General features: G+C 59.8%; 25 protein-coding genes. 12 read left to right on the top strand and 13 right to left on the bottom strand.

All coding sequences use genetic code 11. The features are described from left to right. Positions 1 to 56: 56 nt before the first annotated feature. The 3 genes from PMI32_RS07255 to gntR all read right to left on the bottom strand — a co-directional run bounded on the left by PMI32_RS07255 (position 57) and on the right by gntR (position 2,582). The gene (locus PMI32_RS07255) at positions 57 to 620 is read right to left on the bottom strand and encodes a hypothetical protein (RefSeq protein ID WP_008032589.1); all 564 of its coding nucleotides are present in this window, start codon (positions 618 to 620) and stop codon (positions 57 to 59) included. 158 nt (positions 621 to 778) lie between these two features. After that, positions 779 to 1,411: a glutathione S-transferase family protein gene (locus tag PMI32_RS07260; RefSeq protein ID WP_008032587.1), complete on the bottom strand. Its 633-nt coding sequence runs from the start codon at positions 1,409 to 1,411 to the stop codon at positions 779 to 781. A 139-nt stretch (positions 1,412 to 1,550) separates the two neighbouring features. After that, positions 1,551 to 2,582 carry an HTH-type transcriptional regulator GntR gene (gene gntR / locus PMI32_RS07265; RefSeq protein WP_008032586.1) on the bottom strand — a complete coding sequence of 344 codons (1,032 nt, stop codon included), beginning with the start codon at positions 2,580 to 2,582 and terminating at the stop codon, positions 1,551 to 1,553. 215 nt (positions 2,583 to 2,797) lie between these two features. Here gntR and PMI32_RS07270 point away from each other — a divergent pair, with 215 nt between their 5' ends. Further along, positions 2,798 to 3,331: a gluconokinase gene (locus PMI32_RS07270; RefSeq protein ID WP_008032584.1), complete on the top strand. Its 534-nt coding sequence runs from the start codon at positions 2,798 to 2,800 to the stop codon at positions 3,329 to 3,331. Positions 3,332 to 3,413: 82 nt separating this feature from the next. Further along, positions 3,414 to 4,766, top strand: a complete 1,353-nt coding sequence (locus PMI32_RS07275; RefSeq protein WP_008032583.1) for a GntP family permease — start codon at positions 3,414 to 3,416, stop codon at positions 4,764 to 4,766. A 114-nt stretch (positions 4,767 to 4,880) separates the two neighbouring features. Here PMI32_RS07275 and alaC read toward each other — a convergent pair whose 3' ends face one another. Further along, a complete protein-coding gene (gene alaC, locus PMI32_RS07280; protein WP_008032581.1) occupies positions 4,881 to 6,098 on the bottom strand; it encodes an alanine transaminase in 1,218 nt (405 codons plus the stop codon). Between the two features lie 140 nt (positions 6,099 to 6,238). Between alaC and PMI32_RS07285 the strand changes: the two genes are divergently transcribed. From PMI32_RS07285 to PMI32_RS07295, 3 genes are all read left to right on the top strand, one after another. Further along, positions 6,239 to 6,901 carry a LysE family translocator gene (locus PMI32_RS07285; RefSeq protein WP_008032579.1) on the top strand — a complete coding sequence of 221 codons (663 nt, stop codon included), beginning with the start codon at positions 6,239 to 6,241 and terminating at the stop codon, positions 6,899 to 6,901. Between the two features lie 66 nt (positions 6,902 to 6,967). Next, positions 6,968 to 7,453: a GyrI-like domain-containing protein gene (locus PMI32_RS07290; RefSeq protein ID WP_008032578.1), complete on the top strand. Its 486-nt coding sequence runs from the start codon at positions 6,968 to 6,970 to the stop codon at positions 7,451 to 7,453. A gap of 96 nt (positions 7,454 to 7,549) precedes the next feature. Then, entirely contained in the window at positions 7,550 to 8,038 is a 489-nt protein-coding gene (locus PMI32_RS07295) for a GNAT family N-acetyltransferase (protein WP_008032576.1), read from the top strand. Positions 8,039 to 8,172: 134 nt separating this feature from the next. Here PMI32_RS07295 and PMI32_RS07300 read toward each other — a convergent pair whose 3' ends face one another. Together PMI32_RS07300 and PMI32_RS07305 are read right to left on the bottom strand one after the other, a co-directional pair. After that, the gene (locus PMI32_RS07300) at positions 8,173 to 8,778 is read right to left on the bottom strand and encodes a pyridoxamine 5'-phosphate oxidase family protein (RefSeq protein WP_008032574.1); all 606 of its coding nucleotides are present in this window, start codon (positions 8,776 to 8,778) and stop codon (positions 8,173 to 8,175) included. Between the two features lie 7 nt (positions 8,779 to 8,785). After that, positions 8,786 to 9,271 carry a GNAT family N-acetyltransferase gene (locus PMI32_RS07305; protein WP_008032572.1) on the bottom strand — a complete coding sequence of 162 codons (486 nt, stop codon included), beginning with the start codon at positions 9,269 to 9,271 and terminating at the stop codon, positions 8,786 to 8,788. 141 nt (positions 9,272 to 9,412) lie between these two features. Between PMI32_RS07305 and PMI32_RS07310 the strand changes: the two genes are divergently transcribed. From PMI32_RS07310 to PMI32_RS07320, 3 genes are all read left to right on the top strand, one after another. Beyond that, on the top strand, positions 9,413 to 9,838 hold the full coding sequence (locus tag PMI32_RS07310; protein WP_008032569.1) for a YybH family protein: 426 nt from the start codon (positions 9,413 to 9,415) through the stop codon (positions 9,836 to 9,838). A gap of 67 nt (positions 9,839 to 9,905) precedes the next feature. Beyond that, complete coding sequence (locus tag PMI32_RS07315) at positions 9,906 to 10,250, top strand: YciI family protein (protein ID WP_008032567.1); 345 nt, start codon at positions 9,906 to 9,908, stop codon at positions 10,248 to 10,250. Positions 10,251 to 10,298: 48 nt separating this feature from the next. Then, the gene (locus PMI32_RS07320; RefSeq protein ID WP_008032564.1) at positions 10,299 to 11,534 is read left to right on the top strand and encodes an RNA polymerase sigma factor; all 1,236 of its coding nucleotides are present in this window, start codon (positions 10,299 to 10,301) and stop codon (positions 11,532 to 11,534) included. A 99-nt stretch (positions 11,535 to 11,633) separates the two neighbouring features. On the opposite strand, the gene PMI32_RS07325 is transcribed toward PMI32_RS07320, so the two are convergent. Further along, a complete protein-coding gene (locus tag PMI32_RS07325; RefSeq protein ID WP_008032563.1) occupies positions 11,634 to 12,488 on the bottom strand; it encodes a LysR family transcriptional regulator in 855 nt (284 codons plus the stop codon). Between the two features lie 90 nt (positions 12,489 to 12,578). On the opposite strand from PMI32_RS07325, the gene PMI32_RS07330 reads away from it, so the two are divergent. Continuing rightward, positions 12,579 to 13,010 (top strand): multidrug/biocide efflux PACE transporter, encoded by a 432-nt coding sequence (locus tag PMI32_RS07330; protein ID WP_008032561.1) that lies wholly within the window; start codon positions 12,579 to 12,581, stop codon positions 13,008 to 13,010. Between the two features lie 94 nt (positions 13,011 to 13,104). Here PMI32_RS07330 and PMI32_RS07335 read toward each other — a convergent pair whose 3' ends face one another. From PMI32_RS07335 to PMI32_RS07350, 4 genes are all read right to left on the bottom strand, one after another. Beyond that, on the bottom strand, positions 13,105 to 13,827 hold the full coding sequence (locus tag PMI32_RS07335) for a TylF/MycF/NovP-related O-methyltransferase (RefSeq protein ID WP_007946102.1): 723 nt from the start codon (positions 13,825 to 13,827) through the stop codon (positions 13,105 to 13,107). After that, a complete protein-coding gene (locus PMI32_RS07340) occupies positions 13,824 to 14,690 on the bottom strand; it encodes a 2OG-Fe(II) oxygenase family protein (RefSeq protein ID WP_008032558.1) in 867 nt (288 codons plus the stop codon). Before PMI32_RS07340 ends, PMI32_RS07335 begins: the two co-directional genes overlap by 4 nt. Before the next feature lie 251 nt (positions 14,691 to 14,941). After that, on the bottom strand, positions 14,942 to 16,555 hold the full coding sequence (locus tag PMI32_RS07345) for an inorganic phosphate transporter (protein WP_008032556.1): 1,614 nt from the start codon (positions 16,553 to 16,555) through the stop codon (positions 14,942 to 14,944). A gap of 240 nt (positions 16,556 to 16,795) precedes the next feature. Further along, positions 16,796 to 17,818, bottom strand: coding sequence for a transporter (locus tag PMI32_RS07350; RefSeq protein ID WP_008032555.1), 1,023 nt, complete (start codon positions 17,816 to 17,818; stop codon positions 16,796 to 16,798). Positions 17,819 to 18,164: 346 nt separating this feature from the next. On the opposite strand from PMI32_RS07350, the gene PMI32_RS07355 reads away from it, so the two are divergent. Both PMI32_RS07355 and PMI32_RS07360 read left to right on the top strand, forming a co-directional pair. Continuing rightward, positions 18,165 to 19,790: a methyl-accepting chemotaxis protein gene (locus PMI32_RS07355; protein ID WP_008032552.1), complete on the top strand. Its 1,626-nt coding sequence runs from the start codon at positions 18,165 to 18,167 to the stop codon at positions 19,788 to 19,790. A 111-nt stretch (positions 19,791 to 19,901) separates the two neighbouring features. After that, positions 19,902 to 20,333 (top strand): hypothetical protein, encoded by a 432-nt coding sequence (locus PMI32_RS07360; RefSeq protein ID WP_008032550.1) that lies wholly within the window; start codon positions 19,902 to 19,904, stop codon positions 20,331 to 20,333. 59 nt (positions 20,334 to 20,392) lie between these two features. On the opposite strand, the gene PMI32_RS07365 is transcribed toward PMI32_RS07360, so the two are convergent. Further along, positions 20,393 to 20,698 (bottom strand): PepSY domain-containing protein, encoded by a 306-nt coding sequence (locus PMI32_RS07365; protein WP_008032547.1) that lies wholly within the window; start codon positions 20,696 to 20,698, stop codon positions 20,393 to 20,395. A gap of 185 nt (positions 20,699 to 20,883) precedes the next feature. Next, the gene (locus PMI32_RS07370) at positions 20,884 to 22,011 is read right to left on the bottom strand and encodes a glycerophosphodiester phosphodiesterase (protein ID WP_008032545.1); all 1,128 of its coding nucleotides are present in this window, start codon (positions 22,009 to 22,011) and stop codon (positions 20,884 to 20,886) included. Between the two features lie 221 nt (positions 22,012 to 22,232). On the opposite strand from PMI32_RS07370, the gene PMI32_RS07375 reads away from it, so the two are divergent. Beyond that, on the top strand, positions 22,233 to 22,559 hold the full coding sequence (locus PMI32_RS07375) for a DUF2025 family protein (RefSeq protein ID WP_008032544.1): 327 nt from the start codon (positions 22,233 to 22,235) through the stop codon (positions 22,557 to 22,559). Positions 22,560 to 22,738: the final 179 nt, after the last annotated feature.

Genomic DNA, 22,738 nt, shown 5'->3' with positions numbered 1-22,738 from the left:
GCGTCCTGAAGATCGCCATCGCCAGCAAGCTGGCTCCTACAGAAGCATCCGCGTGGTCAGAGCGATGCGAGGAACTTGTCGACCACCTGGGCGCCGCTTTTCTCACTGCTGCTGCCGTTTTCTTTCTCGGCCTGCGCCAGTTTTATCTTGTCTTGCAGACGCTCGGCAATCTCTTTACCGACCGCCAGTTGTTTCTCCGGCGGCATGGCTTTCAGGTCTTCTTCGGTAATCCCCATCTCCTTCAGAATACTGTCGCGCAACCGCTGTTCCGGGGTTTTGCTCATGTAGTCCTTGAAGTCGGCCATGGCGGTGCTTTCACCGGCCTTTGGCACTGTCGAGGTATCGGTGGCTTGCAGCGCGACACGGGTCTTGGCGAACGCTTCATCGACGTTGTCGCTGATTTTATTGGCGGCGTTGACCTGTTCCGTGGCGAGCTTGGACGCAGACGCCAGAACCTTCCCATCGTTCTTCACGTTTTGCAGCTGGATATTGTTTTGCACGCTCTGCATCAACACGGCTTGCAGGCCACCTTGAAGACCCGCGGCGGCGTCCGCAGTGGGTTCGTCGCCCGGCTTTTTGGGAAGCGGCGTCACTAGGTTTTGCTTTGCACTGACCAACATGATGAGTAGACCTTGTAGGTGTTTGCGGTGCAGCGACTTGAGCAATTAGCGTGCCTAGGCAATAAAACCCAGTATTTTCAATTGGTTATGTTTTTGCTTGAGCAAAAAACGAAAGCGTTGCGGTCAACCTTTGCCGCCCGACGGCAGAGGTCGACCGATCAAGGCAGGCCGTTGCAGCCGTGTTTGAGGAACCCGGGGCGTTGCGCCAGGCGTTGGAAATATTCGTCGATGGCCGGGAAGTCCGGTCGATCCATCGGCGTCATCAGCCAGCGATTGACTGACAGCCCGATGACGATATCGGCCAGCGTGAACCGTGGTCCGGCAACATAGGCTTTGGTGGTCGCGAGCTGATGTTCGAGGATGCCCATCTTCTGATTCCAGCCGCGCAAGCCCGTCGCAATCCGGTGCGCGTCCTGGAAATCCGGGTCTTTGCGTACCAGTGCCGTGAACGCGTAGCTCCAGGACGAATTGAGATCGGTGGCTTGCCAATCCATCCACTGCTCCACCCGGGCGCGCGCCGCCGGCTCGTGCGGCAGCAATTCAGCGTGTGGGTGTTTGCCGGCCAGGTAACGGCAGATGGTATTGGACTCCCACAGCACGCCGGCCTCATCGATGATCACCGGCACCTGTGCGTTGGGGTTGAGCCGGACAAATTCGGGACTGTGGGTCGACGCATACCCGCTGCCCCAGTCCTCGCGTTCGTAGGAAAGGCCCAGCTCGTCGCAGGTCCACAGGACTTTTCTGACGTTGATGGACGAGGCTTTGCCGAGAATCTTCAGTGCATGTTCCATGGAGCTGCTCCTTTAGCGATTCGATGCTTCCGGACGATCAGAATACCTCTGTAGGAGCCAGCTTGCTGGCGATCGCATCACCTCGGTCCGTCAGGTACAACGCGGTGAGGCGATCGCCGGCAAGCCGGCTCCTACAGGGTTATGTGCTTTCGCGCACCTTCAATTCGAACCCCATGTCCTGCACCGGTTTCGCCACCGTGTTGCCCGCCATCAGCGTCAGCATCTGCTCTGCCGCGCGCCGGCCAATTGCCTCGCGCGGGGTGTTGATGCTGCTCAGGCGCGGGACCATGTGCGCCGAGGCCGGCAGGTCGTTGAAACCGAGGACCGCCACTTGTTCGGGGATTTTGATTCCGCAGCGCATCGCTTCCAACAGCGCGCCCTGGGCCAGGTCGTCGTTGCCGAAGAAGATCGCGTCGACATCGGGATGACTGGCGATCAGTTGCAGGAACAGCTCACCACCCAGACCGACGGAGGAGGCGCGGGGCGTCAGCACTTCCAGGTCCGGGTCATAGCGACCGGCCTTTTGCAGGGCTTTGCGAAACCCTTCGCCGCGCAGCAACGTGCGTTGATCCAGTTGCGCACCGATGTACGCCAGGCGCTTGCGACCGCGGGACAGCAAATGCTCCGCCGCCGTTTCGCCGGCCGCCAGTTGCGAGAAACCCACGCAATTGAGGCCCGCAGCGCTGTCGAGTTCCATCATGTACACGCAGGGAATATTGCTCGCCTCGATCATCCGCCGCGAACTTTCGGTGCGATCAAACCCGGTCAGCAGCAAACCGCGCGGCTGATAGGCCATGTAATTGCGCAGCAGGTTTTCTTCTTCATCACGCGAGTAATGGAAGTTGCCGATCAGAACTTCGAAGCCCTTCGGTCGTAAAACCTGATGAATGGCTTCCAGGGTGTCGATGAACAGCAAGTTGGACAGCGACGGCACCAAAACCACCACGGAATGGCTCTGGGCCGAGGCTAACGCTCGGGCGGCGGGGTTGACCACATAGTTGAGTTCAAGCGCGGCTTTCTGGACTTTTTCCACCAGTTCGGTGGCCACCGTGCTCACGCCGCGCAAGGCGCGGGAGGCGGTAATCGGGCTGACGCCGGCCAGTCGGGCTACTTCATTGAGGGTAGGACGGCCAGTGGTTCGCGTATTTTTATCGTTTTTAGGAGAGGTCATCGGGCGGCTTGCCAAACAAAATTCAAGGCACTAAGGTAGCGCTGTCCCGATGCAGCTGCAAATGCGTAAGCGAGTTTTGCCTGAACCTCGCTTTTCGGCGTCCGGAACGAACATGCTGCAACCCACAAAAATGACAAGAAGGCGTCGGCAACTTCTACTTTTCGTCTAGTGTCATAACTGGCAAAGGTAGCGCTGTCTGCGCGCTGAGGTGTTACATGAATCATCCCATCACCGCCCTGGTCATCATGGGCGTTGCCGGTTGCGGCAAGACCTGCGTCAGCGAAGCCTTGTGCCAGCTCAGCGGCGCGACTGCCATTGAAGGCGATACTTTCCACCCTGCCGCCAATATCGAAAAGATGAGCGCGGGTATCCCCCTGAACGACGACGACCGTGCCGGCTGGCTCGACAGCCTGTGCGATGAACTGCGCCGCGTCGACGCCACGGGCCAGCGCCCGGTGTTGACCTGCTCGGCCCTCAAACACAGTTACCGCGAAGTTTTGCGCAGCGCCTTGCCGGGCCTGGGCTTTGTGTTCCTTGAGCTCACGCCTGAAGTGGCGGCCGATCGTGTCTCCCATCGGCCGGGCCATTTCATGCCGTCGACCCTGATCGACAGCCAGTTCGCCACCCTTGAATCCCCGGTTGGCGAACCGCTGACGTTGGCCCTCGATGCTTCGAACCACAGCGTCGACCAGTTGGCGAAGCAAGCCCACGTCTGGTGGCTGGAACACGGCCTGAAACGCGCCGGTTAAATTTTGCTTGAAGAGATAGCGCTGTCCTTATGGCTTTCGAATTACCCGTTTTAATAACAACAACAACCAGGAGACACCCCTAATGTTTGGCATGTCCCACGAGACGTTCCTGCTGCTCGATGCAGTGGTCACGGTGATCGGGCTTATCGTCCTGATCACCAAGTTCAAATTTCACCCGTTCATTGCCCTGATCATTGCCGCAGCCTTTCTCGGGCTGACTTCCGGCATGCCGATCGGCACCATCATCAAGGCGTTCCAGGACGGCTTCGGTGGAGTGCTCGGTTTCGTCGGCATCATCCTCGCGCTGGGCACGATGCTCGGCAAAATGATGGCCGAGTCGGGCGGGGCGGATCAGATTGCCCAGACGCTGATTCGTGCGTTCGGCAAGGACAAAGTGCAGTGGGCAATGATGTTCGCCGCGTTCCTGGTCGGCATTCCGCTGTTCTTCGAAATCGGTTTTGTGCTGCTGATCCCGCTGGTGTTCATCGTCGCCCGGCGTACCGGCGTGTCGATCATCAAGATCGGTATCCCGCTGCTGGCCGGTCTGTCTGCCGTGCACGGGCTCGTTCCGCCGCACCCGGGTCCATTGCTGGCCATCGGCGTGTTCGGTGCCGACATCGGCAAGACCATTCTGTACGGCCTGATCGTCGCATTGCCGACCGCCATCATCGCCGGCCCGATCTACGGCACCTTCATTGCCAAGTACATTCCCGGCCATCCCAACCAGGAACTGGTGGATCAACTGGCGCGTGAGAACGATTCTGCCGATCTCCCGAGCTTCTCCATCACCTTGATCACCGTGCTGTCGCCGGTGTTCCTGATGCTGCTCAAGACCTTCGCCGACGTGGTGCTGCCAGACGGCAACTTCTTCCGCACCTTCATGGACCTGATCGGTCACCCGATCTCGGCTCTGCTGCTGGCGTTGCTGCTGTCGCTGTACACCTTCGGTTACAAGCAGGGCATTGGCTCCAACCAGATGCTCAAATGGCTGGATGCGAGCCTCGCGCCAACCGCCGCGATCATCCTGATCATCGGTGCCGGTGGTGGCTTCAAGCAGATGCTGGTGACCAGCGGCGTGGGTAATGTCATCGGCAACATGGCGGTGGCCGCACAAATCTCGCCGATCCTGCTGGCCTGGCTGGTGGCGGCGGTGATCCGTATCGCGACCGGTTCAGCGACCGTGGCGACCATTACTGGCGCAGGCATCGTGGTGCCGGTGGTGGGGATGATTCCGGGTGTGAACCGTGAGCTGCTGGTGCTGGCGACCGGCGCCGGTTCGTTGATCCTGTCTCACGTCAACGACGCGGGTTTCTGGCTGGTGAAGCAGTACTTCAACATGACCGTAGCGGAAACCTTCAGGACCTGGACGGCGATGGAAACCATCCTGTCGGTGGTTGGCCTGGGCTTTATCCTGCTGTTGTCGTTGTTCGTCTAAGCAACACCGCAACGCTTGTGTAGGAGCCGGCTTGCTGGCGATAGCATCGACTCGGTTAGACGTTAAACCGAGTCGCCTGCATCGCCAGCAAGCCGGCTCCTACAGAGTTGGGTGTCAGGCGTTGGTTTTTGCGACCAAACCATCCACCCTGAACATCCCGCGAATCCCGCGTACGGCCTGACGAATCCGGTCCTGGTTTTCGATCAGCGCGAAGCGCACATGATCATCCCCATATTCCCCGAACCCGACACCCGGCGAGACGCAGACCTTGGCCTCGGCGAGCAGTTTCTTGGCGAATTCCAACGAGCCAAGGTGCGCATACGCTTCGGGAATCTTCGCCCAGACGTACATCGACGCTTTCGGGTTTTCCACCATCCAGCCCAGTTCATGCAGGCCTTTGACCAGCACGTTGCGCCGCTGACGATACTGCTCGGCGATGTCTTTCACGCACTGCTGATCACCTTCCAGTGCGGCAATTGCCGCGACTTGCAGCGGTGTGAAGGTGCCGTAGTCGTGGTAGCTCTTGATCCGCGCCAGGGCGTTGACCAGTTCCGGGTTGCCGACCATGAAACCGATGCGCCAACCCGCCATGTTGTAGCTCTTGGACAGGGTGAAAAACTCCACCGCGATGTCCTTGGCGCCCGGCACTTGCATGATCGACGGGGCTTTCCAGCCGTCGTAGACGATGTCGGCGTAGGCCAGGTCATGCACCACCAGTACGTCGTACTGTTTGGCGAGGGCGATGACGCGTTCGAAGAAATCCAGCTCAACGCACTGCGCGGTGGGGTTGGACGGGAAGCCGAGGATCATCATCTTCGGTTTCGGAATAGAGCCGCGAATCGCCCGTTCCAGTTCGGCGAAGAAGTCCACGCCCGGAATCAGCGGCACCGAACGCACCTGGGCGCCGGCAATCACGGCACCGTAGATGTGAATCGGGTAGCTCGGGTTCGGCACCAGCACGGTGTCGCCCTGGTCCAGAGTGGCGAGCATCAAGTGCGCCAGGCCTTCCTTGGAACCGATGGTCACGATGGCTTCGCTTTCCGGGTCGATGTCGACCTCGTAGCGTTCCTTGTACCAGTTGGAAATCGCCCGGCGCAGACGCGGAATGCCCTTGGACGTGGAATAACCGTGGGTGTCTTCGCGCTGGGCGACGGTGACGAGTTTTTCGACAATGTGCGGCGGCGTCGGGCCGTCGGGATTGCCCATGCTCAAGTCGATGATGTCTTCGCCACGACGACGGGCGGCCATCTTCAGCTCGGCGGTGATGTTGAATACGTAAGGGGGGAGTCGATCTATGCGCGCAAAGCGGCGCGGCGAACCTTGTTCGGCCATTGTTGCCTCGGATAACGTAAGCGCCCGGAACCGTCCGAGCGACGCTGGTCACTGCGGTGACCTGTGGCGGAATGTAAGGGCAGCTGTGGCAGACTGTCCAGCCTCCACGTAAATAATTTTTTTCCGAAGGAAATCGGTCGATGGAATTTAGCAGCGGCTTTTTGCTGAGCCTTTCTCTGTGCCTGGACATCGGCGTGGCCAACATCGCGATGATCACACTGGCCATGCAGCGCGGCTATTTTCAAGGCTTTGCGCTGGGGTTGGGCACCTGCGTCGGCGACCTGATTTACGCCGTGCTGGCCTTGGCCGGCATGACCGTTTTGCTGCAATACGAAACCGTGCGCTGGGTGTTGTGGATTGGTGGTTCGGCGTTGCTGATCTATTTCGCGGCGAAGATGATCTATTCGGCGATCCACCATGAGGCGCTGTTGGCCGAGACCGCCGACGTGGGTCACAACTCGCACCGCAAGGAGTTCTTTCGCGGGATCTTCCTGGCCATGTCGTCACCCAGCGCCATTCTCTGGTTCGCGGCGGTGGGCGGCACCCTGATCGCGCGGTCTGGCGGTGGCGGGGCGCTCAGCTCGGCATTGTTCCTCGGCGGATTTCTCTGTGCCGGACTGTTGTGGTCGGCAGGCCTGTGCTTCGCCGCGAGCCATGGCGGCAAGTTGCTGGGCGACAAGCTGTTGCGTTATTCGTACATGGCATCGGCGGCGATCTTCTGCTATTTCGCGGTGTACGTGATCCTATCGGGGTACAACGAGTTTATTGGCGCTGGCGCCGCCGAGGCGTTGCATACGCTGTAATTGGGCGAATCGGGTTTGGCTTCTATACTCCTAGCCGAACCCACTTTTTGTACCAGGAGCCGAGTCATGGATGATAATAAAAGCGTCGAAATCCCGGAACCACGCTTCGAACATGGGCACTTCCTGCTCATTGCGGGGCTTGGTGGACGTTTTACTCAGCAAACCACCCAGGGCATTCCAGCGCTCTGGGAAAAATTCATTCCGCACATCGGAAACGTTCCGGGCCAAAAGGGCGAAGTGACCTACGGCGTGTGTTGCAATTTCGATGGCAAGGGCGGCTTCGACTACATCGCCGGCGTTGAGATCAGCAAGCTCGACGACTTGCCGGATCAGTACCGTTGGGTAGAAGTCCAGCCTCAGCTGTACGCGGTGTTCGAGCATAAAGGGCCGCTGGATGCATTGCCGCAGCTGTTTCAGCACATCTTCGGCACCTGGCAACCGCAGTCCGGGCATGAAGTGCTGGATGCTCCGGAATATGAGCGCTACAGCGAAGACTTCAACCCGAAGCTCAACACCGGGAAACTGGAAATCTGGGTGCCGATCAAAGCGTGAGGTGTACGTCGGGAGGCGGATCAACGATGCGCCTCTCGATGTCATGCCCATGCTGATTTATGATCCCCTGCCTTTCCCCGCTGATTCCGAGCCGCCATGAACACCGTCATCCGCCACGTCACCCCCGCTGACCTGGACCGCTGCTACGCCATCGAAACCGTTGCCTACGAAGGTGACGAAGCTGCCACCCGAGAAAAAATCGCCACGCGCATCGCCACCTGGCCTGAAGGTTTCATCGTCGCCGAGGTGGATGGCGTTGTAGCCGGTTTCATCAACTCCGGTGCGGCGTTTCAGGTGGAAATGTCGGACGAAGCGTTCAAGGAACTGATCGGCCACGACCCGGCCGGCCCGCACGTGGTGATCATGTCGGTGGTGGTGCATCCGGATTATCAGGGGCAGGGTTTGGCGAAACGTCTGATGGGCGAGTTTATCGAGCGCATGCGTGCGCTGGGCAAGGTCAGCATCAACCTGATGTGCAAGGAGAGGCACATTCCGCTGTACGCCGGGTTCGGGTTTGCCTACATCAAACCTTCCGCGTCGGATCATGGCGGAATGGCGTGGCATGAGATGGTGTTGGCGTTGTAACCCCATCTACCAAACGCAGAAGATCCCTTGTAGGAGCCGGCTTGCCGGCGATAGCGGTGTGTCAGGTGCCATCAGTATTGATTGATGCGCCGCCATCGCCGGCAAGCCGGCTCCTACAAAGGTCAGGTTTCGTGTCAGTAGAGACTGTCTCGCACCCTCACCGGCGCTTCCCGGTCATATGTCTCTGAATCAAACTGCCCATCATTCAAGCGCTTGTGAAACTCCCCGGCCGTCGGCAGCGCCGAGCGATCCAGGTGCTTCTGCGGGTTCCACAAATCCGAACGCACAATCGCTTTCGAGCAGTGAAAAAACGCCGCCTCCACCGTCACCAGCATCACCGTGCGCGCCGATTTGCCGTTGACCGCGAAGCTTTCCAGCAAGGCCGGCTCATTGCTGATCTGCGCTGCGCCGTTGACCCGCAAGGTTTCGCCGATCCCCGGGATGATGAACAACAGCGACACCCGCGGATCGAACACCACATTGCGTAGCGTGTCGATGCGGTTGTTGCCTGGGCGATCCGGGATCGCCAGGGTGCGCTCATCGATGATTCGCACGAAACCCGGTGTGTCTCCGCGCGGCGAGCCGTCCAGGCCGTCGGGGCCGACCGAGCTGATGATCACCAGCGGCGAGGCGCGGACCATCGCTTGATAATCCTCGTTCAGAAAGGCGATTTGCTTGCGCACCGCGCGTTCGTGGGGTTGGCCGTAAATTGCTTCCAGTGCTTCGATGCTGTCGAGCATAACCACCTCAGAAAACCAGTCCCATCCGCCGTTCGTAACCGATCCGGCCCTTGTAGGCCTCGCCGCTGTCGACCCAGCCGAATTTTGCATACAGCGCGATGGCCGCTTCGTTGTCCGCATCCACCGACAACTCCAGCCCCCGTATTTCCGGAAACGCCTGACGCGCGACCTCCGGCAAGGCTTGCAGGCAGGCCTTGCCATAACCTTTGCCCTGGTGACGCTGATCGACTTGCAACGCATGCAGGGTGGCGCTGTGTTCGTCGGCCCAGGCCGGCAGCACTGGCGGGCGTTTGAGCAGCAGGAAAGCTACCGGGACATCCTCGACCAGCAGGGCGAATCCTTTGACGCCGGGGCCGGGTTTGGACAGCAGGGTGTGCAATGCACCGTGGATGTCGCCGGAGAACTTGATCTGTTCCTGATGAACTTCGATGGCCTCCACCTCCTGGCGCTGCTTCGCGTTCAGGCTTTCGTAAGGCACGAGTCGGGTTGTCACTGGAGTGTCCTTTTTCCAACAGAAATGAGCCTCGGATTCTAGCGAGTTTGCGCCCATGGATTATTTTTAATTTGACTGTCGATTTGGCGTTTTGCCACGCGACTAAGGGTGTCTTCACAACAAAAAACACGGAGAACCACCATGAACGCTACCCACGAAATCCAGGCCCTGATCGACACCTATCGTCAGGCGGTCATCACCAAGGATCTCGAGAAAATCATGGCGTTGTATGCCGAGGACATCGTCTCCTATGACGCGGTCAAGGCCCTGCAATTTCGCGGCAAGGCGGCCTACCGCGCGCATTGGCTGGAATGCATGGAAATGTGCCAGGGCCCGCACACCTTTGATTTTGACCAGATGAACATCGTGGCCGACGAGCACATCGCCTTCGCCCATTGGCTGGCCCATTGCGGCGGCACTAACGAGAAGGGCGAAACCCAGGCCTGCTGGATGCGCGTGACCGGCTGCTATCGGCGCGAGGCCGGGCAATGGCGCATCGTCCACGAACACTGGTCGGCACCATTCGACATGACGAGCGGCACCGCGTTGTTCGGTCTGCAGCCCTGATCGTCGGGAAGTGCCCCCCACGCGCCAAACTGCAGCCATAGTTGATCAGTTCGATCCGGAGAGCCCCATGAAGTATTTATGCCTGGTCTACAGCAACGAACAGGAGTTGCACTCGCTGCCCGAAAGTCCCAATGACGCCGAGTGCATGGCCTACGCCGAATCGATCCAGGGCAGCGGCCGCATGCTCGCCGCCGAAGCGCTGGAGTCGGTGCAGACCGCGACCACCGTGCGCATGCGCAACGGCAAAGTGTCGATCACCGACGGCCCGTTCGCCGAAACCAAGGAGCAGTTGGCCGGCTTCTACCTGATCGACGCCAAAGACCTCAATGAAGCCCTCCAGGTTGCCGGCAACATTCCGGCGGCCCGGGTCGGCTGTGTCGAGGTGCGACCGGTTCGTCAATTGAATCCCTGATAAGGAGGTTTGCGTGGTGATGTGGGTGATTGAAGGCCATCGGCACTGATGGCTGACGTGTCGGTCAAGGCTCGGGTCGAGCAGGTTTACCGTGAAGACTCGCGGCGAATCCTCGCGACCCTGATCCGTTTGCTCGGTGATTTCGATCTGGCCGAGGAGGCCCTGCACGAGGCTTTTTTCATCGCGGTCGAGCGTTGGCAGCGTGACGGTGTGCCGGACAATCCGCGTGCCTGGCTGGTGTCCACCGGGCGCTTCAAGGCCATCGACGGCTTGCGTCGGCGCGCGCGGTTTGCCGCGTCCCGGCCGATGCTGATTGCGCAACTGGAAGCGCTGGAGCAGGTCGACTGGAGTGACGAAGACGTGGAAGACGATCGCCTGCGTTTGATCTTCACCTGCTGTCACCCGGCACTCGCGGCGGATGCTCAAGTGCCGCTGACGCTGCGCGAAGTCTGCGACCTGACCACCGAAGAAATCGCCCGGGCGTTTCTCTCGGCACCGGCCACCATTGCCCAGCGCATCGTGCGTGCCAAGGCGAAAATCCGCGACGCGAAAATCCCTTATCAGGTGCCGACCCTGGCGGAATTGCCCGAACGTCTCGACAGCGTGCTGCGGGTGATTTACCTGGTGTTCAACGAAGGTTACTCGGCGTCCATCGGTGCTGAACTGACTCGCGAGGATCTGACCCGCGAGGCGATCCGGCTCGGCCGATTGGTCATGGAATTGCTGCCCGAACCCGAAGTGATGGGCCTGCTGGCGCTGATGCTGTTGCATGAGTCACGACGCCCGGCGCGAACGTCGGCGAGTGGCGAGCTGATTGTGCTGGATGAGCAGGACCGTTCGCTGTGGGATGCCGGGTTGATTGCCGAAGGGTGCGCGTTGATTGCGCGGGCGTTGACCTTGCGGCGATTCGGGCCTTACTGCCTGCAAGCGGCGATTGCGGCGGTGCATGCCGAAGCGCCGACGGCGGGGGAGACGGACTGGGCGCAGATTGCGGGTTTGTATGATGTGCTGTTGGCGGCGGTGCCTTCACCGGTTATTGAGTTGAATCGCGCGGCAGCGATCTCCAAGCGCGATGGACCGTTGGCGGGGTTGACGTTGGTTGAAGGGATTCTGAATCGCGGCGAATTGCTGGATTACCACCTGGCGCATTCGGCGCGGGCGGAGTTTTGTCGGCAGTTGGGCAGGGTAGAGGAGGCGCGGACGGCGTATGAGCGGGCGTTGGAATTGACGCAGCAGGTGCCGGAGCGGCGGTTCATCGAGGCCCGGATCAAGGCGTTAAAGTAAGTTGAATTCGCCGGCCTCATCGCCGGCAAGCCGGCTCCTACAGGTTCAGCGCCGTCCTTTGTAGGAGCCGGCTTGCCGGCGATAAGGTCCGCAGGACCTTCATTCCAGCATCTTGCCCAACAACCAGCTCCCCGCCGGCCCCGGCGGATGCAGCCGCGACCACAACGCATCGACGAACAGCGGCTTCGGCCACCCTCGCACGTTCAACTCCTGCAACGTCCCGGCATCAAACCGCCCCACCAACCATCGCGGCAACGGCGCCCAGCCGAATCCACCCTGAGCCATTTCCAGCAGCATCAAGTAACTCGGTGCCGACCACACGCGCCCCTTCGCCCGGCTTTCATACGGATTGACGATGGTCGCCAGACGCAGCTCCCGATGCTGCTGCAACAGCTCCTGATCGATTCCGGTCAGGGTCGCCAGCGGATGCTCACGGGACACGAACAAAGCGATTTCCGTGCGTTCCTGCACCGTCGAACTGACCAGGTCCGGCGGGTAACTGTCCTGTTGCTCGGCGAACGCCACATGCGCCCGACCGCTTTGCACCAGCGCCACCAGGTCATCGCACTCGGCGATCAGGCATTCGAGTTCCAGGTCCGGGTAACGCTGCTCGAATGCACTGAGCGCCGCTTCGAAACGGTCGGACTGATAGGTGTCGGAAATCGCCACGGTCAGCTTCGGTTCGACACCCTGAGAGAGTTGGCTGGCGGTCATTTCCAGGCGGCTGGTGGCCGCGAGGATTTCCTCGGCCCGTTGCAACATCACGTGCCCGGCCGGCGTCAGCGTGGGCTTGCGGCTGCTGCGGTCGAACAACACCAGATTCAGATCGATCTCCAGACTTGCCACCGCAGCACTGATGGTCGACTGACTGCGCCCCAGTTTGCGCGCCGCCGCGGAAAACGAGCCTTGGGTCGCCGCTTGCACAAACGCCTGCAACACTTCTTGAGAAGCCATGAACTATCGCTCTGATCGATGGTTATTGGTTATGAAGTATCGGTGTGAGGATGGATCATGGCAACCACAGTCACTCAGGGAGTTCTGCTCATGAACGCCAACAAATCCATCACTGAACGTATTTTCCAGGCCATCGGCTTTGAACTGCTGGCCATCGTGATCTGCACCCCGTTGCTGGCGTGGATCATGGACAAGCCGATGCTCGACATGGGCGTCGTCACCGTTGTCATTGCGGCACTGGCCCTGGCCTGGAACGTGATCTTCAACGGGATTTTTGACCGCGTGCTGACGCGATTCGAGATTGCGCACAACGCCTGGACGCGAGTCGTTCATGCGCTGCTGTTTGAAGGCGGGTTGGTGGCGGTCGGCGTGCCGCTGATTGCCTGGTGGCTCAACGTCAGCCTGTGGCAGGCGTTCTTGCTGGATATCGGGGTGCTGCTGTTTTTCCTGCCGTACACCTACGTTTACCACTGGGTGTATGACGTAGTGCGCGAACGAATGGTGATGCGTATACCTCTGTAGGAGCCGGCTTGCTGGCGATCCAGACGACTCGGTGAAACAGACACACCGCGTTGCCTGAATCGCCAGCAAGCCGGCTCCTACAGGGGGTTATGCGTTAGACGTGGAAGTAGCCTACGCAGCTGTCAAACGGCAGACGCTTGAGCTCGATCTTGTTCAGGTCCAGCACTTCACGCAGGGCCTTGGTTTCGCCCGGGAAGTTGCGGTAAGCGACTTCGTCCAGCACCACGATGGCGCCTTTTGGCATGTACGGCAGGAAGGTTTCCAGCGCGACTTTGGTCGATTCGTACAGGTCGGTGTCGAGGATCAGCATGGCCACGACCAGGTCCGGACGGGTCTTGACCCACTCCGGCACGGTCTTGACGATGTCGCCCTTGACCAGTTCGCAACGCGGGATGCGGTTGACCGGACGCAGCAAGTCGTTGGCGTCGATCATGTCCTGGATCAGCGACTGGTCGGTGTCGGAGAACATGGTCTCGTTGACGTCGGCCGGGTCTTCTTTCTTGTCGATGCTCTGGAAGCCTTCGAAGGTGTCGAAGCCAATGATCGAACGGTTGATCGCGTACGGTTCGAGAATCATCGACAAGTGCATGTAGAGCATCAGCGAGTTGCCTTTGTACACGCCGCACTCGATGATCGCGCCCGGTACTTCAGCGACCTTCTTGAACAGTTCCATACGCGACAGTGCAGCGGTCACGCCGATGCGGTTGGCGAAGACGAACGGTGCGTCGGCCACGTACTCGGCATCGACCCGTTTCAGAACGTTGGCACGGGTTTCGTTGTACTGGGCCTCGGCAGGCGTGATGCGACGCTTGGTCATGCTTCGATTCCTTGGAAATTAGAAAAGTCGTGGGCGTGGAAATAGTCTTTGAAGCCTGCACCGACATCAGGGCAGGCACTGTCGACGTTGATCGCGCCGCGCTTGTGTTTGAGATCGTCGAGGTGCATCAGGCGGAAATCCACGCTGAAGCGGGTTTGTTCGGTGTGGTTGGCGACCGTGCCGTGCAGGTGCGAGCCGGAGAAGATCAGCATCTCGCCGGTGTTGCCGGCAATGCGCACTTCGGACGCCGTGTTGATCGCCTCCAGTGGCACCGGATGCACGCGGACTTCCTCCTTGAGGTTGTCCTTGGCCTTGTGCCGCTGATTGTTGATCCAGTCGTTGAGGCTCCATTCGCTGGAGGTGTTTTTCACCGGCACGTCGAAGTAGCCGGCGTTGATCATCATGGTCTGGTCGGGGCGGATGGTGTGCACCGGCATCCAGGTGTTGATCTGGCAATCGACGCTGCCGTACCAGGTGTCGCGATGCGGTTTGTAGGCATAACTGACACCGGCGTGCAGGTAGTCATAGTTCGGCACCACGCGAATGCGCGGCACGTCGAAAATGTACTCGCGCGGGTCGACGCCAATCTCGTCGATGAACGACAGGATCAGTTCCTTGACGCGCAGGCTATTGGTGAACTGGCCCTTGAGGCGCGTCACCAGTACCACGAATTCTTCCACCGGCATCAGCGTGTGCAGCGCCTGGTGATTGGTCTCGCCGTCGAAGGCAGCGGTGATGCTTTCCTGGGCGAACGCACATAGCTCTTTGGCAGCGCGCAGCTGAGTGTTCAGGAAGATGTCGCCGGCGTAGATGGCTTCTTTGAAGTCAGCTTTCTGTTGAAGCTGATTGATGTACAGATTCACGATTCCACTCCTGAATGCATCGAGTCTCTTAAGAGTCGGCCACACGTTAGCAAACTGAAGTGCAATCCGGCGGGTGGTGGATCAATAAAAGCGCAATCCCCTGAATTTGCGACGAAAAGCATTCTCCAGACAAAAAAATCCCCCTGTAGGAGCGAGGCTTGCCCGCGAAGAACGATAACGCGGTCATTCGGCTAGACCTCGTTATCGTTCTTCGCGGGCAAGCCTCGCTCCTACAGGGGGGAGTGTTGGGACTAGAAGATCTGGGTGAACAACCAGTACAAACTGCCCGACAGCACAATCGCCGCCGGCAAGGTCAACACCCACGCCATCAGCAGATTGCGGATGGTCTTCATCTGCAAGCCGCCGCCGTTGGCGACCATGGTCCCGGCCACCCCTGAAGACAACACGTGGGTAGTCGACACCGGCAATCCGAACATGTCCGCCGCGCCGATGGTCAGCATGGCCACGGTTTCCGCCGAGGCGCCTTGCGCGTAGGTCAGGTGGGACTTGCCGATCTTTTCGCCGACCGTCACCACAATGCGTTTCCAGCCGACCATGGTGCCCAGCCCCAGTGCAATCGCCACCGCGATCTTCACCCACAGCGGAATAAACCGCGTCGAATTGTCGATCTGCTGCTTGAACAGTTGCAGCTTGCCGCTGGTGTCGGCGTCGAAGTTGCCGACCTTGTTCTTGTCCATCAGGCGAATGGTTTCGCTGGCCAGGTACATGTCGTTACGCACGTTACCCACGGCTTCGGCGGGCACTTTGGACAACGAGCCGTAACCCTTGACCTCGGCACCGATACGGCCGGTGAGCGCGGCGAGGGCCGGGATCAGTTGCGGCGCGGCCTCCTTGCTGCGCACGTAGTCGGACAACACAGCACGCGGGTCGGCCGGTGCCGGCAGCGGCGAATTTTTCACCAGCGCTTGCTGGGTGACTTCGGCGACGGCGGCGAACTGCAAAGCCTGATCGGCCGGCATGGTGCGGTTCAGCGCATAGGCCATTGGCAGCGTGCCGACCAGAATCAGCATGATCAGGCCCATGCCTTTCTGGCCATCGTTGGAACCGTGGGCAAACGACACGCCGGTGCAGGTCACGATCAGCATGCCGCGAATCCACCACGGTGGCGGCGTGTTGCCTTTTGGCGCCTTGTACAACGCACGATTCTTGACGAAGGCGCGCAAGGCCAGCAGCAACAGCGCGGCAAAACCAAAGCCGACCAGCGGCGAGAGCAGCAGCGCGTAACCGATTTTTGTGGCCTGCGCCCAGTCCACGCCGCTGGTGCCATCGCGGCCATGCATCAGGGCATTGGCCACGCCGACACCAATGATCGAACCGATCAGCGTGTGCGACGACGACGCCGGCAAGCCCAGCCACCAGGTGCCGAGGTTCCACAGAATCGCGGCGATCAGCAGGGCGAAAATCATCGCGAACCCGGCGGACGAACCGACCTGCAGAATCAGCTCTACCGGCAGCAGGGCGATGATGCCGAACGCCACCGCGCCGCTGGACAGCAACACCCCCAGGAAGTTGAAGAACCCGGACCAGGCCACCGCGAAATTCGGCGGCATCGAATTGGTGTAAATCACCGTGGCCACCGCGTTGGCGGTGTCATGGAAACCGTTGACGAACTCAAAGCCCAGCGCGATCAGCAGCGCCACGCCCAGCAACAGAAACGGCGTCCAGGTGGTGACCACCGTGCCGAGTTCGCTCATGTCGTGCATCAGGCTGTACGCGGTGAACAACAGGCCACTGGCCAGCACACCGAAGAAAATCACCAGGGTGAACAGGCCGGGTTTCTTGTCGAGCTGCGGTCTGGCGCTGCTGGCGGGCGCCTGGGCGGCGGTGTAGGAAGGAGTAGCCATGACGGACAATCCTGAGGAGGGAAGTGTGTCGGTCATGATCGTTGCTAAATATTACAGGGAGGCTGCGTTGGGTCAGTGTTTGGGGCATTGGCGACGCCGCCGATCCGAATCCAACACCGTCCCTGTAGGAGCGAGCCTGCTCGCGAAGGTCGTGAACGATAACGCGTAAAGCCTGATAACCCGCGTCGCTCTCAGGTTTTTCGCGAGCAGGCTCGCTCCTACAGGGGCGGTGGTGGGAGCTTAGTAATCCTCGCGTTTTTTGAATGCCCAACGCCCCGCAATCACCGTAAACGTCGCAACCAAGGCCACCAGGATCCAGAACCCCTCCGGGTCCTGCGATAGCGGCACGCCCCCCACATTCATGCCAAAAAAACCGGCAATGATGTTGATCGGCAACGCCAGCACCGTGACCACGGTCAAGGTGAACAGCGTGCGGTTGCTTTGCTCGTTGAGGTTGGCGGCAATTTCTTCCTGCAACAGCTTGATCCGCTCACCCAGCGCCGTGAGGTCGTTGATGATCAGCGCAAACTCCTCGGTGGATTTGCGCAGCTCCTTCACGTCTTCCTTCTGCAACCATTGCGGCGGGCGATTGAGCAGGCGCAGCAGCGAGCCTGGCTCCAGCGCCAACAGCCGTTGCAAGCGCACCAGCACCCGGCGATTGGCGCCCAGCTCTGCGCGGTTGGTCGACAGCCGCGAGGACAGCAATTCGTCTTCGATCTGATCGACGCTGAGGCTGGTCTTGCGCACGATCTGCGTCAGCACTTCGCCCTGGTCGCGCAGCAAATGCACGAGCAATTCCAGCGGCGAGCGAAAACGCTCACCGGCCTTCACCGAGGAACGCAACTTGTCCACCGAGTGCAGCGGTTGCAGGCGCGCGCTGATGATCAGCCGACTGCGCGCACACACCCACAGCGTCGACACGTCCGAGGAGACCATGCTGCTGAGGTTGAACACCACGTCGTTGACCACCGCCAGCAACGCCGAATCGACATGCTCGATGCGCGTCGAACGCGAGCCTTCATGCAAGGCTTCGAAAAATTCGTCGGGCAATTCCAGATGACTTTTCATCCAGCGCTCGCACGCGGCGTGAGCGAGGTTCAGGTGCAGCCAGAGAAATTCGTCGCTGTCGTCCGGTTGTTGCAAGGACCGCAACGCCATGGCCGAATCGATTTCCCGACCGCGTTCACCGGGACGAAAACTGAAACCGTACAGCAGACCGAACAGGTCCGGGTCGCGATGGCTTTGGTCGATGCTGTGGTTCATGAGGTCTCGCTGTGAGGAGGCGGCCTGTCGCGGGTTTCACAGGTTCACTTGAGCCGCATCATCGCAAGGCGTCTTGACAGTTTTGTGACAGCTTCGTGTGGCTGGCCAAGTGCCTTCTACCGGCTGTCGGAACCGCTCAAGAACGACCCTGACACGCCGATCTCGTAGGAGCCAGCTTGCTGGCGATAGCGTGCTGCCAGTCAATAGATTTCCCGACTGACCGGACGCTATCGCCAGCAAGCTGGCTCCTACAAAGAGCATGCGTTCGACGCTGTAGACAGGGAATGTCCGGATTATTTTCACGCCTCCCAAGGGCGTGCCTCATTCCTGTCACGAGTACCTTCCGATGTCTTTGCAAAAGTCCTTGAGAGCGCAAATTCTCGCCCTGTTGAGCGGCAGCCTGTTTGCGATGCTGTTGATCGCTCTGGCCTGTTTTCACTTTCTGTCGAATGGCGTTCAAAGCTACGCGAATCTCATTGACGGCCCGCTGCACACCTCTCAATTGATCGATGAAGCCAACCTGCAATTCAAGGTGCAGGTGCAGGAATGGAAAAACGTTCTGTTGCGTGGCAAGCAGCCGGCAGACCTGGACAAATACTGGAAGCAATTCGAAGACCGTCAGCGCGAGGTGCAGGGCATCCTCGGCGAACTGGCCGGACAGAAGGGCATCGAGCCGCAACTCAAGACCCGCATCGAACGCCTGCGTGACGAGCATCGTCAGTTGGGCGCGGCATACCAGAAGGGCCGTGATGCCTACGTGCAGGCCGGTGCCGATCCAACGGCGGGCGACACCGCGGTCAAGGGCGTGGACCGGGCGACCAGCGATCAGATGAGCGAACTGGTCAGCGAATTGCGCAAACAGGGCGTCGAGCAGTCGAAGTTGATCAGCGCCAACGCCGACCGTACCGTGTTGCTGGGCATCATTGTGATGCTCGCCTCGGGCCTGTTGATCGGGCTGTTGAGCCTGTGGCTGGTCAATCGCAATCTGGTCGAACCGATCCGCAAATTGATCGACTACGTGGCGCAACTCAGCCAGGGCAAGTTTGCCGAGCGCGTGGCCAGCACCCGTCAGGACGAGCTGGGCAAACTGGCGATCGCGGCCAATACGCTGCGCGATTTCCTCGCCGAAACCTTCAGCCGCTTGCAGGTCAGTGCCAAGGATCTGGACGGCGCCAGCAGTGAGTTGAATTCGATCGCCAGCCTCATGGCCAGTGGCACCAACGAGCAGTTCAACCGCACTGACCAAGTGGCCACGGCGATGAACGAAATGTCTGCCACCGCTCAGGAAGTCGCGCGTCACGCCGCTGATGCGGCACGTGCCGCCGACGATGCCGACCAGTCCGCCCAGCAGGGCGAAAAAGTCATGCAGGGCACCATCCACACCATCACCCGCATGCGCGGCGAAATCGCCAACACCGCGACCGTCATCCGCCAACTGGAAACCGACAGCGGCCGCATCGGCAAGGTGCTGGAAGTGATTCGCGGCATTGCCGAGCAAACCAACCTGCTGGCACTCAACGCCGCCATCGAAGCGGCGCGTGCCGGTGAAGCCGGACGCGGTTTTGCCGTGGTGGCCGATGAAGTGCGCAGCCTGGCCCAGCGCACGGCGGCGTCGATCATCGAGATCAACCAGATCATCCAGACCGTGCAAACCGGTGCGGTGGACGCAGCCCAAGCGATAGAAAGCGGCCAGTCGCGCAGCGAAGAGAGCGTTCAGCAAGTGACCGAGGCCGGCGCCATGCTGGAGCGCATCACGCATGCCGTGGAAGCGATTCGCGACATGAACCGCCAGATCGCCACCGCCGCCGAAGAGCAGACTTCGGTTGCCGAAGACATTTCGCGCAACCTCACCGAGATCACCAGCATCGCCAGTACCAACCTAGACAATGTGCAACGTACCGAAGCCGCCAGCCACAACCTGCACGGGTTGTCGGGGCAGTTGAACGAGGTGACGGCGCGCTTGAGCGCGTAACGGAAATGACTGTGTACCGGCTTGCTTACCGAGTGGGTACACAGTCGATCTCAAGTCCGCTGACCCGATGTCGATGATGAGCGTATTCCCGTCACCTCAATGGAAAACGCCATGGTTAGCATCTCGTCTGTTTCGATCATCCAGCCCGTCGCCACTGCTTCGGCCAACGCCACAGCAAGCACTGACGACACGTCTGTCACCGCCAGCGCCGAGGCGTCCAGCGACACTACCAAAGTGTCCGCCGACGGCGCACCGGCGGCGAGTGGCGGCAGCTCCAGCAGCAGTGAAGAATCGGACTCGGTGAAAGCACTGCGCAAGCAGATCGCCGAGCTGCAAAAGCAATTGCAGGAACAACAGCAACAACTGCAAGCGGCCCAGGCCAAACAGGAAAGTGCAGACGCCAAGGCCGCCGATGTGGCGGCGGCTCAGTCGCAGATTGCGACGACCTCAGGTTCGTTGCAGACCGCAACGGCGGCGTTGTTGGCGGCGTTGCAGGAAGAAGGCAGCAGCACTGCGGGATCGATGGTCAGTACGTCGGCCTGATTCGAAAACACAAAAAAGCCGCACGATCCGAAAATCGTGCGGCTTTTTTTATACGCGTATCAGGTGTCTTGTTTGTTGCTCAGGACTTTGCCAGTGGTGGCATCGAAATCCACGTCAAATTCTTTGCCGTCAGCGGTTTTCAGTTCCACTTCGTACTCGAAGCCATTGAAGTGGTTGTCCAGGTCGGTGTCGGTGATGGTCGCACCCGGGTGCAGTTTCAGGGCAGCCTGGTTCATTTCTTCCAGTGGCTTGATCTTGCCGCTCTTGACCAGCTCAGGGATCTGGTCGACGCGAACATCAGCTTGCGCCAGGCCAGCAGTGAGGGTCAGGGCGGCAGCGGTGAACAGGGCAGTCAAAGTCTTCATGAGGTTCTTTCCTTGGTGAGCTGTTTAAGTGGGGCCAGATTAACTGGGGCAACTTAATTCACCCTTAATTCCAGGAGCATCGCCGGCAAGCCGGCTCCTACAGGATTGAGTCGTTCACAAAATTCGCGAATGACGCGGACTTGTAGGAGCCGGCTTGCTGGCGATGGCGTCACCTCGGTTCTGGATCAATACCCGTTGTTCTGCAACAACTGCGCAACCGTACCCGCCGCCGGACGTTTGTAGAACTTCAACAACTCGCTGGCACGGTTGGTGAAGATGCCATCAACCCCGGCGTCCATGACTTTCTGGTAATCCACCGCATCATCGATGGTGTAGACGTGCACCAGCAAACCCTGATCGTGGGTGTACTGGTTCATCCATGGTTTGACCAGGTCCGAGTAGCTCTGATCGCCACCCTTGGTCAGCGCGGCAGAAGGGCCGGTGCCGATCGCGCCTTGAGCCTTGGCGTACTCGACCCATTGCTGGAATTCGGCTTTGTCCTTCGGTTCCTGTTTGGCGTAGTACGTGGCTTTGTCCTTGTCGCCGGACTCGGCGAACGTCACCTTGGACTTGGGCTCGATGCTGCCTTCGCCGACCCACAACAGCAGGATCTTCGGCACTTGCGGCATTTCTTTTTCCAGCAGTTCGAGACTGCTCTTCTCGAAGGTTTGCAGCACCACCTTACCTTTGCCCTGGCCGACGGCGAGTTCGCTTTTCGCCAGTTTCGAACCCGCCGGGCTCAACCATCCGCGATCCTGCAATTTATCCTTGAGGTCACGCTCGAGGCCGGGGAATTGCTTCGGCTCCTTGGTTTCGATGTACAGGCCGGGCTTGTGCAGCGGATTGCCCTGGGCGATGTCGATGATTTCATCGAGGGTCAGGATTTTCAGGCCAGCAAAGGAAGGACGCGCACGATCCGGGTAAGCCGTGTTGAACCAGCTGCCGGCGTCGAGGGTTTTCAGCTCGGCGATGGTGAACGCATTGGCCGGGCTGTCCTTGCGCTCAGGGAACTTGCTGGCGACGTCGGTGGTGCGTTGCAGGTTGTTGTCGTGCAGGGCAAACAGCACGCCGTCCTTGCTGCGTTGCAGGTCGAGTTCCAGGTAATCGGCACCCAGGTCGCGCGCCAGTTTGTAGGCGGCGGCGGTGGATTCCGGTGCATCGAAGGACGCGCCACGGTGGGCAATCACCGCCGGGTGCGGAATGCCTGCATGGGTGGCCAGTGAAGTAGGGCTTGGCTCGCTGGCGGCCTGCGCCTGGCCGAGGCCGAGCAGCACGCTCAGCAGCAGGGCGCTCTTGGTGAAAGTTACAGGCATGGTCGAGATCCTTTCGCAGAGTGTTTTCAAAGACGTCCCTTTTAACAACTGAACGCTGCTTGCGCTATCGCGAGACCGACATAAACGTGTTTAAAGCGGATTTTTTCAGCGCATTTGTGCGGTTCTTTGCAGTACTCTTGGCCCCGGCAGCTTCCCCGGCAGAGGGAACGCCCTTCATTTTGCCCTGCGTGTAAACCATCGATCACTTGTGTGAGGTTTATATGCGCATCACTTCCGAACTCATCTGCCAGGCCGCCGACCAACTCAAAGGCTTCGTCGGTCTCAATCGCAAAACCGGCCAATACATCGTGCGTTTCAGCGAAGACTCCTTCGGTATGGACGTGGCGGATGACGGCATCATTCCTGTGAGTGAATTCGTCTGGGCGTCGGGGCCGGAGCAGGTCATGACGCTGAAGCGCGAGTTGATTCAGTTGTTGCTGGACCAGAACATCGATGACCGGATCAACATTACCGAGCCGTTGCGGGTGTACATGAATCGGCGGGAAGTGCCGGAGATTTCGGCGGTGCGGAGTTTGGTGCGGGGCTGAATTTTTGTGGTGTTTTTGATGGCCCCATCGCCGGCAAGCCAGCTCCTACAGGGTTTTGCGTACGACACCTATCCCCTGTGGGAGCGAGACCGGCTTGCCGGCGATGGCTTTGTGTCAGGCGAAGATTTTTTGATGGTGTACATATCCATTCCTGCGGTAACGGCCGCTAATGGTTTCGC

Origin of the sequence: Pseudomonas sp. GM60 (assembly GCF_000282415.1) — a bacterium.
Taxonomy (GTDB): Bacteria; Pseudomonadota; Gammaproteobacteria; order Pseudomonadales; family Pseudomonadaceae; genus Aquipseudomonas; species Aquipseudomonas migulae.
Note: the sequence above shows the minus strand (reverse complement) of the source record. Positions and strands in the feature narration are given on the sequence as shown.

Excerpts from the sequence above, each read along its gene's own strand:
- PMI32_RS07255 (WP_008032589.1), bottom strand. The coding sequence starts at position 620 with ATGTTGGTCAGTGCAAAGCAAAACCTAGTGACGCCGCTTCCCAAAAAG.
- PMI32_RS07260 (WP_008032587.1), bottom strand. The coding sequence starts at position 1,411 with ATGGAACATGCACTGAAGATTCTCGGCAAAGCCTCGTCCATCAACGTC.
- gntR (WP_008032586.1), bottom strand. The coding sequence starts at position 2,582 with ATGACCTCTCCTAAAAACGATAAAAATACGCGAACCACTGGCCGTCCT.
- PMI32_RS07270 (WP_008032584.1), top strand. The coding sequence starts at position 2,798 with ATGAATCATCCCATCACCGCCCTGGTCATCATGGGCGTTGCCGGTTGC.
- PMI32_RS07275 (WP_008032583.1), top strand. The coding sequence starts at position 3,414 with ATGTTTGGCATGTCCCACGAGACGTTCCTGCTGCTCGATGCAGTGGTC.
- alaC (WP_008032581.1), bottom strand. The coding sequence starts at position 6,098 with ATGGCCGAACAAGGTTCGCCGCGCCGCTTTGCGCGCATAGATCGACTC.
- PMI32_RS07285 (WP_008032579.1), top strand. The coding sequence starts at position 6,239 with ATGGAATTTAGCAGCGGCTTTTTGCTGAGCCTTTCTCTGTGCCTGGAC.
- PMI32_RS07290 (WP_008032578.1), top strand. The coding sequence starts at position 6,968 with ATGGATGATAATAAAAGCGTCGAAATCCCGGAACCACGCTTCGAACAT.
- PMI32_RS07295 (WP_008032576.1), top strand. The coding sequence starts at position 7,550 with ATGAACACCGTCATCCGCCACGTCACCCCCGCTGACCTGGACCGCTGC.
- PMI32_RS07300 (WP_008032574.1), bottom strand. The coding sequence starts at position 8,778 with ATGCTCGACAGCATCGAAGCACTGGAAGCAATTTACGGCCAACCCCAC.
- PMI32_RS07310 (WP_008032569.1), top strand. The coding sequence starts at position 9,413 with ATGAACGCTACCCACGAAATCCAGGCCCTGATCGACACCTATCGTCAG.
- PMI32_RS07315 (WP_008032567.1), top strand. The coding sequence starts at position 9,906 with ATGAAGTATTTATGCCTGGTCTACAGCAACGAACAGGAGTTGCACTCG.
- PMI32_RS07320 (WP_008032564.1), top strand. The coding sequence starts at position 10,299 with ATGGCTGACGTGTCGGTCAAGGCTCGGGTCGAGCAGGTTTACCGTGAA.
- PMI32_RS07325 (WP_008032563.1), bottom strand. The coding sequence starts at position 12,488 with ATGGCTTCTCAAGAAGTGTTGCAGGCGTTTGTGCAAGCGGCGACCCAA.
- PMI32_RS07330 (WP_008032561.1), top strand. The coding sequence starts at position 12,579 with ATGAACGCCAACAAATCCATCACTGAACGTATTTTCCAGGCCATCGGC.
- PMI32_RS07335 (WP_007946102.1), bottom strand. The coding sequence starts at position 13,827 with ATGACCAAGCGTCGCATCACGCCTGCCGAGGCCCAGTACAACGAAACC.
- PMI32_RS07345 (WP_008032556.1), bottom strand. The coding sequence starts at position 16,555 with ATGGCTACTCCTTCCTACACCGCCGCCCAGGCGCCCGCCAGCAGCGCC.
- PMI32_RS07350 (WP_008032555.1), bottom strand. The coding sequence starts at position 17,818 with ATGAACCACAGCATCGACCAAAGCCATCGCGACCCGGACCTGTTCGGT.
- PMI32_RS07355 (WP_008032552.1), top strand. The coding sequence starts at position 18,165 with ATGTCTTTGCAAAAGTCCTTGAGAGCGCAAATTCTCGCCCTGTTGAGC.
- PMI32_RS07360 (WP_008032550.1), top strand. The coding sequence starts at position 19,902 with ATGGTTAGCATCTCGTCTGTTTCGATCATCCAGCCCGTCGCCACTGCT.
- PMI32_RS07365 (WP_008032547.1), bottom strand. The coding sequence starts at position 20,698 with ATGAAGACTTTGACTGCCCTGTTCACCGCTGCCGCCCTGACCCTCACT.
- PMI32_RS07370 (WP_008032545.1), bottom strand. The coding sequence starts at position 22,011 with ATGCCTGTAACTTTCACCAAGAGCGCCCTGCTGCTGAGCGTGCTGCTC.
- PMI32_RS07375 (WP_008032544.1), top strand. The coding sequence starts at position 22,233 with ATGCGCATCACTTCCGAACTCATCTGCCAGGCCGCCGACCAACTCAAA.